Origin of the sequence: Candidatus Formimonas warabiya, from assembly GCF_002777255.1 — a bacterium.
Taxonomy (GTDB): Bacteria; Bacillota; Dehalobacteriia; order Dehalobacteriales; family Dehalobacteriaceae; genus Formimonas; species Formimonas warabiya.
The window spans coordinates 4035663-4052240 of the sequence record NZ_CP017634.1; the positions used below are offsets into that span (position 1 = coordinate 4035663).

The 16578-nt window shown below is 48.0% G+C and carries 11 protein-coding genes and 3 rRNA genes; all 14 read left to right on the top strand.

Translation table 11 applies throughout. From position 1 onward, the window contains the following. Positions 1-19 precede the first annotated feature (19 nt). Positions 20-1117, top strand: a complete 1098-nt coding sequence (locus DCMF_RS18390; RefSeq protein WP_148135763.1) for a transketolase C-terminal domain-containing protein — start codon at positions 20-22, stop codon at positions 1115-1117. A 22-nt stretch (positions 1118-1139) separates the two neighbouring features. After that, positions 1140-1907: a thiamine pyrophosphate-dependent enzyme gene (locus tag DCMF_RS18395; protein WP_148135764.1), complete on the top strand. Its 768-nt coding sequence runs from the start codon at positions 1140-1142 to the stop codon at positions 1905-1907. A 4-nt stretch (positions 1908-1911) separates the two neighbouring features. Next, the gene (locus tag DCMF_RS18400) at positions 1912-2469 is read left to right on the top strand and encodes a 2-oxoacid:acceptor oxidoreductase family protein (RefSeq protein WP_148135765.1); all 558 of its coding nucleotides are present in this window, start codon (positions 1912-1914) and stop codon (positions 2467-2469) included. A gap of 18 nt (positions 2470-2487) precedes the next feature. After that, positions 2488-2751, top strand: a complete 264-nt coding sequence (locus DCMF_RS18405) for a 4Fe-4S dicluster domain-containing protein (protein WP_148135766.1) — start codon at positions 2488-2490, stop codon at positions 2749-2751. A gap of 470 nt (positions 2752-3221) precedes the next feature. Then, positions 3222-4793: ribosomal RNA gene (locus DCMF_RS18410) — 16S ribosomal RNA — on the top strand. 194 nt (positions 4794-4987) lie between these two features. After that, positions 4988-8058: ribosomal RNA gene (locus DCMF_RS18415) — 23S ribosomal RNA — on the top strand. Positions 8059-8135: 77 nt separating this feature from the next. After that, positions 8136-8252: ribosomal RNA gene (gene rrf, locus DCMF_RS18420) — 5S ribosomal RNA — on the top strand. Together the 16S, 23S and 5S rRNA genes form the textbook arrangement of a ribosomal RNA operon. A 138-nt stretch (positions 8253-8390) precedes the next feature. Further along, a complete protein-coding gene (locus tag DCMF_RS18425) occupies positions 8391-9173 on the top strand; it encodes a polysaccharide deacetylase family protein (RefSeq protein ID WP_148135767.1) in 783 nt (260 codons plus the stop codon). Between the two features lie 324 nt (positions 9174-9497). Next, on the top strand, positions 9498-11072 hold the full coding sequence (locus DCMF_RS18430) for a PAS domain S-box protein (RefSeq protein ID WP_148135768.1): 1575 nt from the start codon (positions 9498-9500) through the stop codon (positions 11070-11072). Positions 11073-11470: 398 nt separating this feature from the next. Continuing rightward, the gene (locus tag DCMF_RS18435; protein WP_214658720.1) at positions 11471-13372 is read left to right on the top strand and encodes a methyl-accepting chemotaxis protein; all 1902 of its coding nucleotides are present in this window, start codon (positions 11471-11473) and stop codon (positions 13370-13372) included. Between the two features lie 150 nt (positions 13373-13522). Beyond that, positions 13523-13702, top strand: coding sequence for a sigma factor G inhibitor Gin (locus tag DCMF_RS30520; protein ID WP_418219661.1), 180 nt, complete (start codon positions 13523-13525; stop codon positions 13700-13702). 126 nt (positions 13703-13828) lie between these two features. Next, positions 13829-15283: an aminotransferase class I/II-fold pyridoxal phosphate-dependent enzyme gene (locus DCMF_RS18445; protein WP_148135771.1), complete on the top strand. Its 1455-nt coding sequence runs from the start codon at positions 13829-13831 to the stop codon at positions 15281-15283. A gap of 39 nt (positions 15284-15322) precedes the next feature. Beyond that, positions 15323-16012, top strand: coding sequence for a dTMP kinase (locus DCMF_RS18450; RefSeq protein ID WP_148135772.1), 690 nt, complete (start codon positions 15323-15325; stop codon positions 16010-16012). Positions 16013-16076: 64 nt separating this feature from the next. Next, entirely contained in the window at positions 16077-16574 is a 498-nt protein-coding gene (locus DCMF_RS18455; RefSeq protein WP_148135773.1) for a cation:proton antiporter regulatory subunit, read from the top strand. Positions 16575-16578 lie beyond the last annotated feature (4 nt).

The following is a 16578-nucleotide window of genomic DNA, read 5'->3' on the forward strand; positions in this document are numbered from 1 at the left end:
GAGATGGAGGTTAGTGCATATGGTTTCTAAGCCCATTGAAGGAGAAAAAAAAGCGTTTGTCACGGGGAATGAGGTTGTAGCTTGGGCCGCTTTGACGGCAGGGGTGGAGATTATGTATGGGTATCCCATTACACCCCAAAACGAGATTATGCATTATTGGACCCGAATGGCGCCCAAATTCGGGCGGAGATTTCTCCAGACGGAAGATGAAATTTCCGCAGGGTTTACTACCGTAGGGGGCATTATGGCAGGGAGAAGAGCCTTTACTGCTACGGCAGGGCCAGGTACTATTTTAATGCAAGAGTCTATGAGCATGGCGGAAATGATGCGCATCCCTGCGGTTTTGGTGGTTCAGCAAAGAGGCGGCCCGTCCACCGCCACGGTAATTTACTCGCAGCAAGAGGTCACCATGACCTGTTATGGCGGAAACGGGGAAGGTTTTCGGATCGTTTATTCCACATCAAGCCACCAGGAATTGTATGACTATACGATTAAGGCCTTTAACACGGCATGGAAATACCGGTTCCCTACCTTTGTACTGGGTGACGGATACCAGGCAAAAATGCGGGAGCCCGTGGTCATGTATGATCCGGAATCACGGGGCATTACCATGGAAGCCACGTCCCCTTATTTAGGCGCTTCCGGCCTTCCCGGCACGGACCGGGAACCCACCTTATTGAGAAATACCTATAATACGGAAGACGAACTGCTCAAAGTGGTCCTTGATATGGCCCGGGACTACGATCAGATTGCTCCTGAGGTGATCGAGTACCAAACCTTTGATACCGAGGATGCGGATGTGGTGATTGTGGCCCATGGGGTGGTGACCCGCGCTGCTCAGGCGGCGGTGAAAGAATTGCGGGCAGCAGGCGTGAAAGCGGGCCATTTTCGGCCCGTAACCCTCCGGCCCTTTGCGGCAAAAGAATTAAGGCAAATTGCCGATCAAGCCCGGCACATCCTGGTGGTGGAATCTGCCTATGGACAGCTGAAAAAACTTATTGTGGATGCTATTTACGGCTGTACCACTCCCCTGGATACCCATTACAAACCAGGAGAAGGGATTACTTCGGAAGAGATTGTGCAAAAAGTGCACAGCTTGCGCAATCACCTAAATTAATTTGATGGAAAGGAGTTTCAATATGGCGCTTGAACTGAAGACTGTAGAACCGGTAATGCCAAAATGCTGGCGTAAAGAAACAAAGACCCATAAATTTTGTCCGGGATGCGGACACGGCCTGGTCTTAAAGGCATTAGGCACGGCGATAGACGAATTGGGCATCCAGGAGAGGATTGTTTTCGGATGTGACATTGGTTGCTCTCTTCTCGCCTGGGACTTTTTTAACGTAGACAGTGTCCAAACACACCATGGCCGGACAACTCCTGTGATGACCGGAATTAAAAGGGCTAACCCGGACTTAATTTGTATTGCCTATATGGGCGACGGGGGAGGTTATGCCATCGGATCTCAGCACCTTGTGAATGCGGCCGCCAGAAATGAGAGGATTACGGTGATTCTGGCCAATAACACGAATTATGCCATGACGGGCGGACAAATGGCACCGACCACCCTGCCGGGGCAAAAAACGGAAACTTCTCCTTATGGGCGCAGTATCGAACAGCAAGGGGAACCTACCCGGGGTCCGGAGATGGTGGCGGCGATTGCTTCAGAAGGAGCCTATGTGGCCAGGGGGAGTATGGCGAATCTTCGTCAATTAAAAAGCTTCCTGAAAAAGGCTTTGGAAACCCAGATGGCAGGGACCGGCTTTTCCTTTGTGGAGGCTCTATCCACCTGCCCGACAAACTGGGGTATGAACGCCGAAAAAACATGGCGCTTTCTGGAGAATGATATGCAGAATTATTATAAAACAGGGGAATTAAAAGTTCCCGGCGTGAAAAAGGAGGGATGATCCGGTGGCCGTGACAACAAAAATAGCGATTGCCGGTGAAGGCGGACAAGGGGTACAGTCTGTAGCGAATATTATTGCCGAAGCGGCATATGCCAAGGGAAGACAGGCACTTTACATCCCCAACTTCGGGGTGGAACAACGGGGCGGCGTGTCCATTGCCTTTATTCAGATTTCTGACGAGGTAATCGGCTCTCCCAAGTTTCCTAAAGGAGATATTGTGGTAGCTTTAAGTGACCGGGCCGTGAGGAGGATGCGTCAATATGTAGATGAAAAGACAACCTTTGTATATGATTCCGGTATTAGGGGTGTAGAAAATGACCTGCCTAAGTCCGCCAAAAAAGTGTTGGGGATTCCGGCCATTGAGATTGCCAGTCAAGAATTCCACCCCCGGGTATTTAATGTCATTATTATGGGGGCGGTCATCGGGGCCACGCAAGTGGTAGGATTGGATGATGCCAAGCAAGCACTCGAGAAAAAGCTGGCCTATAAATTTGAACAGGATCCCGACTTAAGAGAATTAAACTATCAGGCTTTGGAACGAGGAACCGGTCTGGTTCAATAAGGAGGTAAAAAAGTAGAAATGACGGTACAAACAGTACAATTTAAAGCAATCGTTACGGAAAACGGTAAGGGGATATTTCACCTGTTTCCCGCCTTATGCAAGGGATGCGGATTATGTAAAGAAAAATGCCCGGTCGCTACCATCGGCTGGTCGGAAGAATTAGGTGTTTATGGGACGCCTGCTGTGGAGCCGGGACACGGAGAGAAGGACTGTATTGCTTGCGGTATTTGCCAGACGGTCTGTCCTGATTGTGCCATCCGTATTGATAAGAAGAAGCAATGATTTGTCAAAAAAAGTCCTTTCTTTGCTTGACAGGCTGTTTGCATCTATGGTATATTAGACAATGTCGCTGGGTACGAGAACAAGTATCCAAACAAGGCGGATCTTACCAAGTGAAAAGTTGTTGACAGACACTTAATTATTTGGTAAACTGATTAAGCGCCTTGAGAGGGCGGGAAAAGTTACCAGGAACAAAACGGTTGACAAGAGCCGGAAAGTCTGGTAGACTGGTCAAGCGCTCGAGAGAGCGGCAGGGAAAAAGAGGAAGAAAAAAAGTATGTTGACAAACGTAAAAGAGTTTGTTAAGATACGAAAGCTGGTCTTTGAGAACTGAACAGTGAAAAGCCTGATGTTTAAACAAAAAGCATCAAACCCTGTAAATAACTTTGAGAGTTAAGAACAGGTAATTCAAAAACGAGCCAATTAAACTACGATAAAGAGCGTAGCGGCCGAGAGGCTGAGACGATAAATTTTTATTGGAGAGTTTGATCCTGGCTCAGGACGAACGCTGGCGGCGTGCTTAACACATGCAAGTCGAACGGAGAAAGAAGAGGAAGCTTGCGAATCTTCTTTTTTAGTGGCGGACGGGTGAGTAACGCGTGGGTAACCTGCCCTAGAAACCGGGACAACAGCTGGAAACGGCTGCTAATACCGGATAAGTTCATTAAGAGGCATCTCTTGATGAAGAAAGGTGGCCTCTGAAGATGCTACCGATCAAGGATGGACCCGCGTCTGATTAGCTAGTTGGCAGGGTAGAAGCCTACCAAGGCGACGATCAGTAGCCGGCCTGAGAGGGTGACCGGCCACACTGGGACTGAGACACGGCCCAGACTCCTACGGGAGGCAGCAGTGGGGAATCTTCCGCAATGGGCGAAAGCCTGACGGAGCAACGCCGCGTGAATGAAGAAGGCCTTCGGGTCGTAAAGTTCTGTCTTTAGGGAAGAAGACTTTCTATGTAAACAATGTAGGAAGGAGACGGTACCTAAGGAGGAAGCTCCGGCTAACTACGTGCCAGCAGCCGCGGTAATACGTAGGGAGCGAGCGTTGTCCGGAATTACTGGGCGTAAAGGGCGCGTAGGCGGGATATTAAGTCAGGTGTGAAAACTCCGGGCTCAACTCGGAGATGGCACTTGAGACTGGTATTCTTGAGGACAGGAGAGGAAAGTGGAATTCCTAGTGTAGCGGTGAAATGCGTAGATATTAGGAGGAACACCAGTGGCGAAGGCGACTTTCTGGACTGAACCTGACGCTGAGGCGCGAAAGCGTGGGGAGTGAACGGGATTAGATACCCCGGTAATCCACGCTGTAAACGATGGGTACTAGGTGTAGGAGGTATCGACCCCTTCTGTGCCGGAGTTAACGCAATAAGTACCCCGCCTGGGGAGTACGGCCGCAAGGTTGAAACTCAAAGGAATTGACGGGGACCCGCACAAGCGGTGGAGCATGTGGTTTAATTCGGCGCAACGCGAAGAACCTTACCAGGGCTTGACATCCCTCGCAATCCATAGAAATATGGAGTTCTATGCTTCGGTATAGACGAGGAGACAGGTGGTGCATGGTTGTCGTCAGCTCGTGTCGTGAGATGTTGGGTTAAGTCCCGCAACGAGCGCAACCCCTACTTTTAGTTGCCAGCATTAAGTTGGGCACTCTAAAGGAACTGCCGGTGACAAACCGGAGGAAGGTGGGGATGACGTCAAATCATCATGCCCTTTATGTTCTGGGCTACACACGTGCTACAATGGCCGGTACAGAGGGAAGCGAAGCCGCGAGGTGAAGCAAATCCCAAAAAGCCGGTCTCAGTTCGGATTGCAGGCTGCAACTCGCCTGCATGAAGTCGGAATCGCTAGTAATCGCGAGTCAGCATATCGCGGTGAATACGTTCCCGGGTCTTGTACACACCGCCCGTCACACCACGAAAGTTGGCAACACCCGAAGTCGATGAGCTAACTCTTTATGAGAGGCAGTCGCCGAAGGTGGGGCTGATGATTGGGGTGAAGTCGTAACAAGGTAGCCGTATCGGAAGGTGCGGCTGGATCACCTCCTTTCTAAGGAGCTACACGAAAGTGTACATCCTAAGGTCGATCTCAGGCTTTTAAACACTGTTTAGTTCTCAGGGACCAAAAATCTCTGAGAAATGATCTTTGAAAATTACACAGTGAAGCAAAAAAGGGTAAATCAGTGTAAGAACTGAAAATTACAATTTTAAATGCTTAGGATTCATCATCAAAAGAAAAAATAAGGTCAAGGTAATAAGAGCGTACGGTGGATGCCTTGGCGCCAAGAGTCGAAGAAGGACGTGGTAAGCTGCGAAAAGCTTCGGGGAGCCGCAAGCAGGCGTTGAACCGGAGATGTCCGAATGGGGAAACCCGGATGGAGTAATATCCATTCATCCTGTATTGAACACATAGATACAGAGAAGACAACCTGGGGAACTGAAACATCTAAGTACCCAGAGGAAGAGAAAGAAAACTCGATTCCCTGAGTAGCGGCGAGCGAAACGGGAAGAGCCTAAACCAGCGTCTTCGGATGCTGGGGTTGCGGGACTCACATGAGAAGGATGAAAGCCTAGCCGAAGAGGTCTGGAAAGGCCCATCACAGAGGGTAACAATCCTGTAGGCGAAAGGCAGAAATTCTTGTGAGGATCCCAAGTACCGCGGGACACGAGAAACCCCGTGGGAATCCGGGGGGACCACCCCCCAAGGCTAAATACTCCTTGGCGACCGATAGTGAACCAGTACCGTGAGGGAAAGGTGAAAAGAACCCCGGGAGGGGAGTGAAAAAGAACCTGAAACCGTATGCTTACAAACAGTCAGAGCACTTTTAATGTGTGATGGCGTACCTTTTGTAGAATGGACCGGCGAGTTACGGTAACGAGCGAGGTTAAGTCGAAAAGACGGAGCCGGAGCGAAAGCGAGTCTTAAAAGGGCGAATAGTTCGTTGTCGTAGACCCGAAACTTGGTGATCTACCCATGGTCAGGGTGAAGCTTAGGTAAGACTGAGTGGAGGCCCGAACTGACCGGCGTTGAAAAGCCGGCGGATGAACTGTGGGTAGGGGTGAAATGCCAATCGAACCAAGAGATAGCTGGTTCTCCCCGAAATAGCTTTAGGGCTAGCCTCAATTGATGATTCATGGCGGTAGAGCACTGTTAGGGCTAGGGGCCTAACCAGGTTACTGAACTCTCACAAACTGCGAATGCCATGAATTTAAGTTGGGAGTCAGACTGCGGGGGATAAGCTTCGTAGTCGAAAGGGAAACAGCCCAGACCGACAGCTAAGGTCCCAAAGTAAGTGCTAAGTGGAAAAGGATGTAGAGTTGCTAAAACAACCAGGATGTTGGCTTAGAAGCAGCCACCATTCAAAGAGTGCGTAATAGCTCACTGGTCGAGTGACTCTGCGCCGAAAATGTAACGGGGCTCAAGCACAACACCGAAGCTTCGGGATCGGACAGAATCTTAATGTTCTTAAAAGAAAGAGTAAGTGGAAAGAGGAACATTTGCCGAAAAGCAACAAGGAATTATGATAAGAGGTGTTTTCGGGCAAATGGACTTAAGGATCAAGGTCAAGTAAGTTAAGGGCATTAAGATTCTGTTCGATCGGTAGGGGAGCGTACTCAACAGGACGAAGCATGACCGGAAGGACATGTGGACAGTTGAGCAGAGAGAATGCCGGTATAAGTAAGCGAAAAGGCAGGCGAGAATCCTGCCCGCCGAAAGCCTAAGGTTTCCTGGGGAAGGCTCGTCCGCCCAGGGTAAGTCAGGACCTAAGTCGAGGCGAAGAGCGTAGATGATGGACAATCGGTTAAAAATCCGATACCACCTGAACCCGTATGAAGGAAGGGGTGACACAGGAGGGTAGGCACAGCGCACCGTTGGTCGAGTGCGTCCAAGCCGGTAGGGAGAATAGTAGGAAAAACCGCTATTCAAAATCCCGAGAGGTGACGGGGAGCGAAACTAAGTAGCGAACTGGCTGATCCCACACTGTCAAGAAAAGCCTCTAACGAGGGTTTGGGTGCCTGTACCGCAAACCGACACAGGTAGGTGGGGTGAGAATCCTAAGGCGCGCGAGAGAACCCTCGTTAAGGAACTCGGCAAAATGACCCCGTAACTTCGGGAGAAGGGGTACCTCGGTAATGTGAAAGTAAACAACTGGAGCAAGAAGAGGTCGCAGAGAAAAGGCCCAAGCGACTGTTTAACAAAAACACAGGTGCCTGCAAAGTCGAAAGACGACGTATAGGTGCTGACGCCTGCCCGGTGCTGGAAGGTTAAGGGGATTGCTTAGCGCAAGCGAAGGTGAGAACCGAAGCCCCAGTAAACGGCGGCCGTAACTATAACGGTCCTAAGGTAGCGAAATTCCTTGTCGGGTAAGTTCCGACCCGCACGAAAGGCGTAACGATTTGGGCACTGTCTCAACGAGGGACTCGGCGAAATTGTAATACCGGTGAAGATGCCGGTTACCTGCGACAGGACAGAAAGACCCCGTGGAGCTTTACTGTAGCCTGACATTGGATTTTGGTATATCATGTACAGGATAGGTGGGAGACTTGGAATCTGGTACGCCAGTATCAGAGGAGTCACCGGTGGGATACCACTCTTGATGTGCTGAAGTTCTAACTTTAAACCGTAAGCCGGTTAAAGGACAGTGTCAGGTGGGCAGTTTGACTGGGGCGGTCGCCTCCCAAAGAGTAACGGAGGCGCCCAAAGGTTTCCTCAGCGCGGATGGAAATCGCGCGAAGAGTGTAAAGGCAGAAGGGAGCTTGACTGCGAGAGAGACATCTCGAGCAGGGACGAAAGTCGGGCTTAGTGATCCGGCGGTACCGAGTGGAAGGGCCGTCGCTCAACGGATAAAAGCTACCCCGGGGATAACAGGCTTATCTCCCCCAAGAGTCCACATCGACGGGGAGGTTTGGCACCTCGATGTCGGCTCATCGCATCCTGGGGCTGTAGTAGGTCCCAAGGGTTGGGCTGTTCGCCCATTAAAGCGGTACGTGAGCTGGGTTCAGAACGTCGTGAGACAGTTCGGTCCCTATCCGTCGCAGGCGTAGGAAATTTGAGAGGAACTGTCCCTAGTACGAGAGGACCGGGATGGACAGACCTCTGGTGTACCAGTTATCCTGCCAAGGGTACAGCTGGGTAGCTAAGTCTGGAAGGGATAAGCGCTGAAAGCATCTAAGCGCGAAGCCGGCCTCAAGATAAGATTTCCCACAGCGCAAGCTGGTAAGACCCCAGAGAGACGATCTGGTTGATAGGCCGGATGTGGAAGGGCAGCAATGTCCGGAGCTGACCGGTACTAATTGGTCGAGGACTTGACCTTAAAGATAGAATCTAAGCATGAAAAGCTCACTGTGTAGTTTTGAGAGAACAATTCTTTCAACAAAGCGCATAAATTTTCCTGGTGATGATGGCGGAGAGGCCACACCTGTTCCCATTCCGAACACAGAAGTTAAGCTCTCCCGCGCCGATAGTACTTGGGACGCAGGTCCCTGGAAGGGTAGGTCGTTGCCGGGATCTAATTTTAAACACACCGTAAGGTGTGTTTTTTATTATACCCGGATCCCGAAAAATGCCCGCCAGGGCTTTTTTATGTACATATTCTTAACAATTACGAATAGATATTAGGAAGATGGTAAATCGGAGGTGGGCTTCGTGATTGTGATTGATATGAGGGGAAGACGTAAATATAAATGGGGGGTAGGTCTGATCCTGACCGTGCTGATGCTGGGGATGGTTTTGGCGCCTGCCCAATTAACCGGAAGAAATTATCTGATCAGTATGGTGGCCAAAACCTTTAAGCTTTTGCCCATTTACAGTGTTGATGTGCCGGATAAAAAAATTTCTATTAGTTTTGATGCTACTTGGGGATCGGAAAGGACCCAGAAAATTTTGGACATATTGGATAAACACCAGGTGAAAACCACCTTTTTTCTCGTCAATATCTGGTTAAAAGATTATCCCGATATGGCGAGGTTAATAGCGAAAAAAGGGCATGAGATCGGCATGCATTCCACGACCCATCCCCACTTTACCCAATTATCCGAAGGACAGATGGAGCAAGAATTAAAAGATAATTTTCAAATGATCCAAGAGATCACGGGCCAAAAACCGGTACTTTTTCGTCCCCCCTTCGGCGATTACAATAATACGGTTATCCGTACCATCGATAATCTGGGATTTAAGACCATTCAATGGAGTGTAGACTCCTTGGATTGGAAAGATCTATCGGCGGAGCAGATTCAAGAAAGAGTCCTGAATAAGATCAAGCCCGGAGCAATTGTTCTGTTCCATAATGACGGGAAGAATACGCCGGAAGCTTTAGATCCGATCTTAACGACCTTGGAAAAGGAGGGATATAAAATAGTTCCTATTTCAGAACTGCTTCTGAAAGGGGATTACTATATTGACTATGCCGGGGTGCAGAGAAATAAATAGATCATGGGAAATGAAGATCGCGGGTCAATCTGAAATTTATTTTGGTGAAAAACTAAAATAAAATGAAGTAATACTTTAAATTTGAAAAAACAATATTTAGCGGTCCTGAATAAGTCATGCCTACAGAAGCTTTCTGTAGGCATGACTTATTTAGTATGGGTACATTCGAATAAAGCAATATTTTTTCAAGTAGGGATAAAGTATTTTTCAAAAAATACGAAATGAAAGGAAAAGCTAGTGAGGCAAATAATATCAAGTAATATAATGAATTTAGACAAAGCATAACTTTATTCGACATTGGGGGATAACATAGGGGGAAACTAGATGGAACAAGGAGTAGAGGCAGGCAATGAGGGCAGCTCATTTTGCGGGATTGCAAATGTGCTGAATCATATCAGCGATGTTTTTTACATTATCGATAAGGAATGGAGGTTTATCTATGTTAATAAAGCTGTAGAACGGATAACGTCAAAAAATTCGCAGGAATTAATAGGGAGGAACCTTTGGGACATCATCGATAAAAACCATAATTTGATTTTAGATAAGATGTTATGTAAAGCATTAAACGCGCAAAGAGAAGTACACTTTGAATCAGCTGGTTCCCCAACCAAAGGATGGTCTGAAAGGCATATTTACCCCACAGAAAACGGCTTGGTTGTGATTCAACATGATATCACACAGCGCAAACAGCTTGAAGAAAAGCTTCAGGAAAGTGAAAAGAAATTGGTGGATTTTGCGAAAGCAATGCCTGACATTAGTTTCATTCTCGATGAGGACGGTACCCATGTGGAGGTCTTTGGAAATAATGATTTGCTGTTGCCTAAACCAAGGGAGGAACTAAAGGGATTAACCCTGCACCAAGTATTTCCCCAAGAACAGGCGGATGTTCTGCTTAGTGGGATACGGCAGACCATTTCCACAGGAAAACAGCATTGTTTAGTCCGTGAAATGCGGATCGGGCAGCGCTATATAGAGGGGCGGGCAGCACCTATGAGCTATCAGGTAAATGGTAAAAAAACGGTTGCCGTCGTTGTGATTGATGTTACTGAGCGCCGGAAAGCAGAAAGAATGCTGCAGTCCGCTTATGAATTACAGCGCAAAAGTGATTTATTCAATGACATCATCAGTGGAAAAATACCGGTGGGTAAAAAAACGATCACAAGTGCCAAAACCTGGGGAGCAGATTTTTCTCTTCCCATGTTTTGCTGTTTGGTAGATATTGCAAAGTCCTCCGATCCGTTCCGCAAGCTGGACCAAAAGCCAAATAAACTGCAGTTTATCAGAAATAATATCATAGAAAACCTGAGCGGCCAGCCGGAATATGTGGTGTGGGACTGTCGGGGATATATTGGTTTTTTGTGCCAGGCGGGACAAAATGATGGATGGGAAAAAAGTATGGAGGTAGCCGGGAGCATTCAGAAACGAATCGAAATTTTGATGCCCTGTCTCGCGGTAACAATGGGGGTGGGGGGGATCCATATGGGTCCCCACAGTTTGGGGAAAAGCTTTGAAGAAGCCCAGATTGCTCTCTTCTCAACCCAGTGTGAAGATGAAAAAGGTCCGGGAATTTACCATTACCGGAATTTAGGGGTTTATCAGCTGCTCACTACCCTTGGGGGAAAGGAGAATGCCTCTAAATATGTACGGAAAATGATCGGCCCCCTGATTGATTATGATTGCGGGAAGGGAACCAGTCTTTTAAGAACCCTTGAAGCCATTCTGTATTGCAGCAATCTTAAGGAAGCTGCCCAAAAGCTCTATCTCCATCATAAGACCTTAGTTTTTCGGAAACAACGCATTGAAAAAATAATCGGAAATTCTCTTGACCCCTTTGAAACCCGGTTAGCCCTTGCCACAGCAATCAAATTGTATAAACTAAACAATTTCTTCAACAAATAAATCGACAGCATCAACCTAAGAACAAGCTATTATCTTTAGAAGATAATAACTTGTCTTTTTTTGTCGAAAAAACTAGTTTCTAGGGATAATAGCTGGAAATGCCGATTTAAAATATAATTAATGAGTACCCAACCTTGCTGTAGAGAAAAGGGAAAAGCTTTGCCGGGTGCAGTTGGTTAAATTGGGGACATTCCTCGATACAAGAGTCAAGAGGTAAGAGGCAAGAAACAAGATGTTTGTCCTTCTTTCCTGACGCTAACTTCCTTTCCTTTCTTGCTTCTGGCATCTGGCATCTTGGATAAGGTGTGTCCCCTAACATAAATTGGGGACATTCCTCCGACGGGATAGGAATGCCCGACATAGAGGTGTGTCCCCTAACATTTAAAGGAGGATTCAGCATGCGTAGCCGAAAAAAAGGGTTTGGCTTTAAAAGCCTCAAAGTTCAACTGGCAGTTGTCTTTTCGTTTTTGGTTCTGGTTGCTTGTTTAAGCCTGGGTTATTTATCTTACCAAAAATCATCTAAAGCATTTCTCACGGAAATATCCGGGAATCTACAAGCTAGAGCAGAATTGGCGAGTCTCCTGATCAATAGTAAAATCGAAAGCGAATTAAATGCTTTGGACAGTATCGCGCAAAAAGAGGCGGTAAAAGATCTGGACTGGAAACGGATCCCGGAAATTCTCCAAGCCGAATCCCAGCGTTTAGGCTACTTAGATGTGGGCATATCCAATTTAAATGGGGGGCTGACCTTTGGAAGTGGAGAAAGGGTGGATATATCGGATCGGGAGTATTTTAAGCAGGTTTTAAACGGACAGGCCTGTGTTTCAGACCCCGTTCTCGGCAAGGTGTCAGGTAGCTTAGAGGTTTTACAGGCGGTGCCTATCACAGATGGTGCAGGAAAGATCGTGGGCGCGGTGGTAGCCCGGACGGATGCAGATAGCTTGTCCAAAGTGATCTCGGATATTAAAATCGGCTCAACCGGGTATGCTTTTATGTTAAATAAAGAAGGGACTTTCATCGCCCACCCGGATCAAGAAATTGTGTTAAGCCAGGAAAATGATTTAAAGACTTCGGATCCGGAGCTAAAAGAGCTGCGTGCTTTGGAAACGCGCATGGTTGCCGGCGAAAAGGGGTGGGGGGAATATCAATTTAAGGGGAAAACCAAAATAACAGCCTATACTCCCGTGGGGGCAAACGGCTGGTCTGTGGGCACAAGCGTGGAGAAGGAGGAATTGTTTGCTCCCATTTATGCTTTAATGAGAGACATTTTTGTTACTACAACCGTCATTTTATTGATTGTGATCCTCATTAGTATTTTGATTGGGGCCAAAATTGCCCAGCCTATCGGCATTGCCGCAGGGAAAGCGGAACAATTGGCAGAGGGAGATTTTAGCGAGCCGGTAGCGGCAAAATTTCTTAGGCGAAAGGATGAGATCGGAAATCTGGCCAACTCATTTCAAAGAATGATCGAGAGCCTGAGCGGGCTGGTCAAAGATGTGCAGCAAGGATCGGAGAGTTTGGCCGCCGCTTCTCAGCAGACGTCGGCAAGCACCCAGCAGGTTTCCAGCGGGATTCAGGAGGAGGCCAACCTGGTGCAGCAGGTGGCCCAGTCCATGGAGAAAATTACCGGAGACGCGACAACAGTAGTTGAGTCTGCTTCAGCGGCGCTGGAGATGGCGGAAAAAGTCTCCCAGACTACTCAACAGGGGGAAACTACGGTGGGCTATGTAGAGAAAGGAATGGAAACAATTAATGCCAACATGGAAAAACTCAGCAATAACTCCGGCCGGATTGGGGATATTCTTGGTGTCATAAACGACATCTCGGACCAGACCAATCTTCTTGCCCTCAATGCAGCCATTGAAGCAGCCCGGGCAGGAGAACATGGCAGAGGCTTTGCGGTGGTTGCGGAAGAAGTAAGGAATTTGGCGGAACGCTCCAGTCAGGCAACCAAGGAAATTGCCAACCTGATCCAAGTGATCCAGCGTGATATTGGTGAAGCCGTTGAGGCAGCAAGAAAGGGCAGCCAAATGACGGTTGATACCCGGGATGCTTTTGAACAGGTTTTTGTCATGGTCCAGAAAAATAAGGAAATGGTGGAAAAGATGAGTTTAGCCGCTCAGGATGCCGCAGAAAGCGTGGAGAATGTAGCCGGTTCCATAGAGAATATTTCTGCCGTAACGGAAGAGTCGGCGGCAAGCATTGAAGAAATCGCTGCTTCGTCCGAGGAAATGGCAGGCATGGCGGAAAATCTTCATAACGTGGCCCAGAAATTTAAGATTTTGGCAGAAAAAAATTAATCGTGAGTGTCATTATCAGTCAGGCACCATGCTCCTGTTTGATGCGTAATATAGAGTAAATTTGATTAAAGACCTGTTTCCTTGTCAATACTGGCAAATAAACAGGAGGTGCACAGGATGGAGCCGGAAAACCTAAGACCGACGTGCTTGATGTGTGGCCAGAATACTCCCTTATGGACAGAAGGGATATTCATCAAGGGAAAATTTATTTGTGCGCGATGTGAGCAAATGATATTGGCCGTTCATGTAGACGATATCTGGTATCCCTTTATTAAGGATCAACTAAAACATATCTGGTTCAACAGGACAGAGGGGCCGTACTTTTCTTAAAAGAGTACGGTCTTTTTGTTCGCGGATATTTCTGTTATAATTTAAGGTAATTTAGCCGAACCATTACTGCTGCCAGGTAGAAATACCCATACGGGTACGAGAGGGTGGCAAGCTCCGGGGGGACCTATGTTTAATGGCAATCAAAATAAGGCACCATTGGTAGAGGCTTTATCTCAGTATAGCAAGCAAGGGTTTGCCTCCTTTCATATGCCGGGGCATAAGGGAGGGGCGGGGGTACTGAAAGAATGGCAGCATTTACTGGGACTTCCGGCTTTCTCCATAGACCTGACAGAAGTGGAAGGACTGGATGATTTGCATCATCCTACCGGCCCTATTCGCCAAGCCCAAGAACTTGCGGCTGATTTAATGGGAGCACAGGCAGCCTTTTTTTTGACGAATGGGGTTTCCGCAGGGATTCACGCGCTCATCATGGCCTTATGCGGCCCGGGAGACAAAATCATCCTGCCCCGGCATGCCCATCGCAGTGCCTATGGCGCACTCATCTTATCCGGAGCCATGCCCGTCTATGTGCGTCCTTCTCTGCACCCTGATTTGGGCATCCCGGTTGGTGTTCGGGTCTCAGATATTGCCTCCGCATTGGATACCCATCCGGAGTCCCGGTGTTTGTTCATGGTTCACCCTACCTATCATGGGTGTGCCTCGGATCTGGCGGCCATCGTTCAATTGGCCCGTCAGCGGGGGGTAAAGGTGATTGCCGATGAGGCCCACGGCGCCCATTTTCAATTTTCCCCGGAGTTTCCCGCTCCCGCCCTTCAATGCGGCGTTTCCGCTTCGGTACAGGGCTGGCATAAAACCATGGGATCTTTGACCCAATCTGCCCTGCTCTTGACAAAGGATCAGGATTTGGACGCAGGAGGCTATTTAAGGATACTCCAGTCGACCAGCCCCTCCTATTTATTGATGGGCTCCCTGGATGCAGCCCGAAAGTACTGGGCGCAAGATGGAAAGGTGATGGGGGAAAAAATTTTGCATCTGGCTTGTAATTTTCGGCATAAAATAGCCGGACTTAAAGGGATTTCTTGCTTGGATCGAGAAAGTATAAAGTCACCTGTACTAGCCGGCCTGGATCAGACAAAATTGATGTTAAACGGCTGGGATCTGGGCCTGAACGGCTTTCAGCTTGCCTATGAACTGCGGAAGAGATACGGTATAGAGCCGGAGATGGCGGCATATGAAGGTGTTACGCTGATGGTGACCATTGGGGACAATGAAGAGAAATTGAACCATTTGGCCCATGCCTTAAAAGAAATCGCCGGCAGATTTCCCGTCAAAAAAATGCCCAGACCACCGGTTTGGGACTACTCTCTGATTCCGGAAATAAAACTGCTTCCCGGACAAGCATTCAAGGCAAAGAAAAAAGCGATTTCGGTCAGGGCTGCGGCAGGAGAAATTGCCGGAGAATTTATTTGCCCCTATCCTCCGGGGATCCCTCTTGTGGCACCGGGAGAAGTTATCTCCCGGGAAACGATCGGGATCATGGAAAGGATCCGGAAATGGGGGGGGCAGATACAGGGACCGGATGATTCTTCCGGGAGGACGGTCAGAGTGGTAGCCGGCTAACTTGGTAAGGTGATGATATGGGTAAGGAGATAGGAATCGATGACCGGAAAATTAATCATTATTGAAAGCGGTTCTGACAGCAGTGGAAAAGCGACCCAAACCGACCTCCTGTTTCGCAGATTAACAGGCCAGGGTGTCGTTGCGCGTAAGGTGGAATTCCCCAATTATCACAGCCCGGCATCATCTTTGGTAAAAATGTATTTAAACGGTGATTTCGGGAAAAATCCTAGTGATGTGAATCCTTATGTGGCCTCTACTTTTTATGCCGTGGACCGGTTTGCTTCTTTTAGAACGGCATGGCAAGAGTTTTATCTTCAGGGAGGCCTCGTGCTGGCGGACCGGTATACCACTTCCAATATGGTTCATCAGGGGGCAAAACTGAACGGAAGAGAAAAAGACCGGTATTTAGACTGGCTATGGGATTTGGAATTTAACATTTATCAACTCCCGGTGCCGGACGGTGTGATTTTTTTGGATGTGCCGGTGGAATTCAGCTGTAAGTTAATGGCGGAAAGGGATAATAAGTTTAACGGCACAAAAGAAAAAGATATTCATGAAAGAAATAAGGAGTACCTGGCCAGATCCTATGAAAATGCCAGGTATATTGCGCAAAAATACGGATGGATGATCATTCATTGTGTGAAAGGGGGGAGTTTAAGAACGATCGAGGAAATTCATGAAGAGATCTATGGGCGTGTGGAAAAAATCTTAAGAGACAGTTCTATCTAGAGGGCAGGAATCGTAAATAGTATCAACAAAATGAATAAGTATTTTATTTAGGAGGAATAGGAAAATGTTTTCCATTCATGAGACCGAGCTTCCGGGGATCGGCCAGAAATTTGTCATCAAAGCCCGCAGCGGAGATAAACTAGTGGTGATCATCCATGATGACGGAAGACGGGAAATGTATCATTTTGCTTATGATGATCCGGACGACAGTATTTCCATGATTACCCTTGATGATAATGAAGCCCGTCAAGTGGCGGCGATTGTCGGGGGGATCATTTACAAACCGAAAGCCTTGGAAACCATCGAGGTTGCCCTGGACGACCTGGTGATCGAATGGATTAAGATGGAACCGGATTTCCCCTGTCTGGGCAAGACCATTGGCGAATTGGAGGTGAGGAAAAAGACGGGCGCAACGATTATTGCCTTGGTGGGGAAGGATCATGCCAAAGTTTTGAATCCCGGTCCCGAGCATGTATTCAAAGAAGGGACCACGGTGGTGATTATCGGGGAAAAGGAGCAGGTAAAAAAATGCAGATATTTAATAGCTAAGGGAGGTGTGTGACAGA

Bases quoted from the DNA above. Each gene is read 5' to 3' on its own strand.
- DCMF_RS18390 (WP_148135763.1), top strand. From the start codon at position 20: ATGGTTTCTAAGCCCATTGAAGGAGAAAAAAAAGCGTTTGTCACGGGG.
- DCMF_RS18435 (WP_214658720.1), top strand. From the start codon at position 11,471: ATGCGTAGCCGAAAAAAAGGGTTTGGCTTTAAAAGCCTCAAAGTTCAA.
- DCMF_RS18455 (WP_148135773.1), top strand. From the start codon at position 16,077: ATGTTTTCCATTCATGAGACCGAGCTTCCGGGGATCGGCCAGAAATTT.
- DCMF_RS30520 (WP_418219661.1), top strand. From the start codon at position 13,523: ATGTGTGGCCAGAATACTCCCTTATGGACAGAAGGGATATTCATCAAG.
- DCMF_RS18450 (WP_148135772.1), top strand. From the start codon at position 15,323: ATGACCGGAAAATTAATCATTATTGAAAGCGGTTCTGACAGCAGTGGA.
- DCMF_RS18430 (WP_148135768.1), top strand. From the start codon at position 9,498: ATGGAACAAGGAGTAGAGGCAGGCAATGAGGGCAGCTCATTTTGCGGG.
- DCMF_RS18395 (WP_148135764.1), top strand. From the start codon at position 1,140: ATGGCGCTTGAACTGAAGACTGTAGAACCGGTAATGCCAAAATGCTGG.
- DCMF_RS18405 (WP_148135766.1), top strand. From the start codon at position 2,488: ATGACGGTACAAACAGTACAATTTAAAGCAATCGTTACGGAAAACGGT.
- DCMF_RS18445 (WP_148135771.1), top strand. From the start codon at position 13,829: ATGTTTAATGGCAATCAAAATAAGGCACCATTGGTAGAGGCTTTATCT.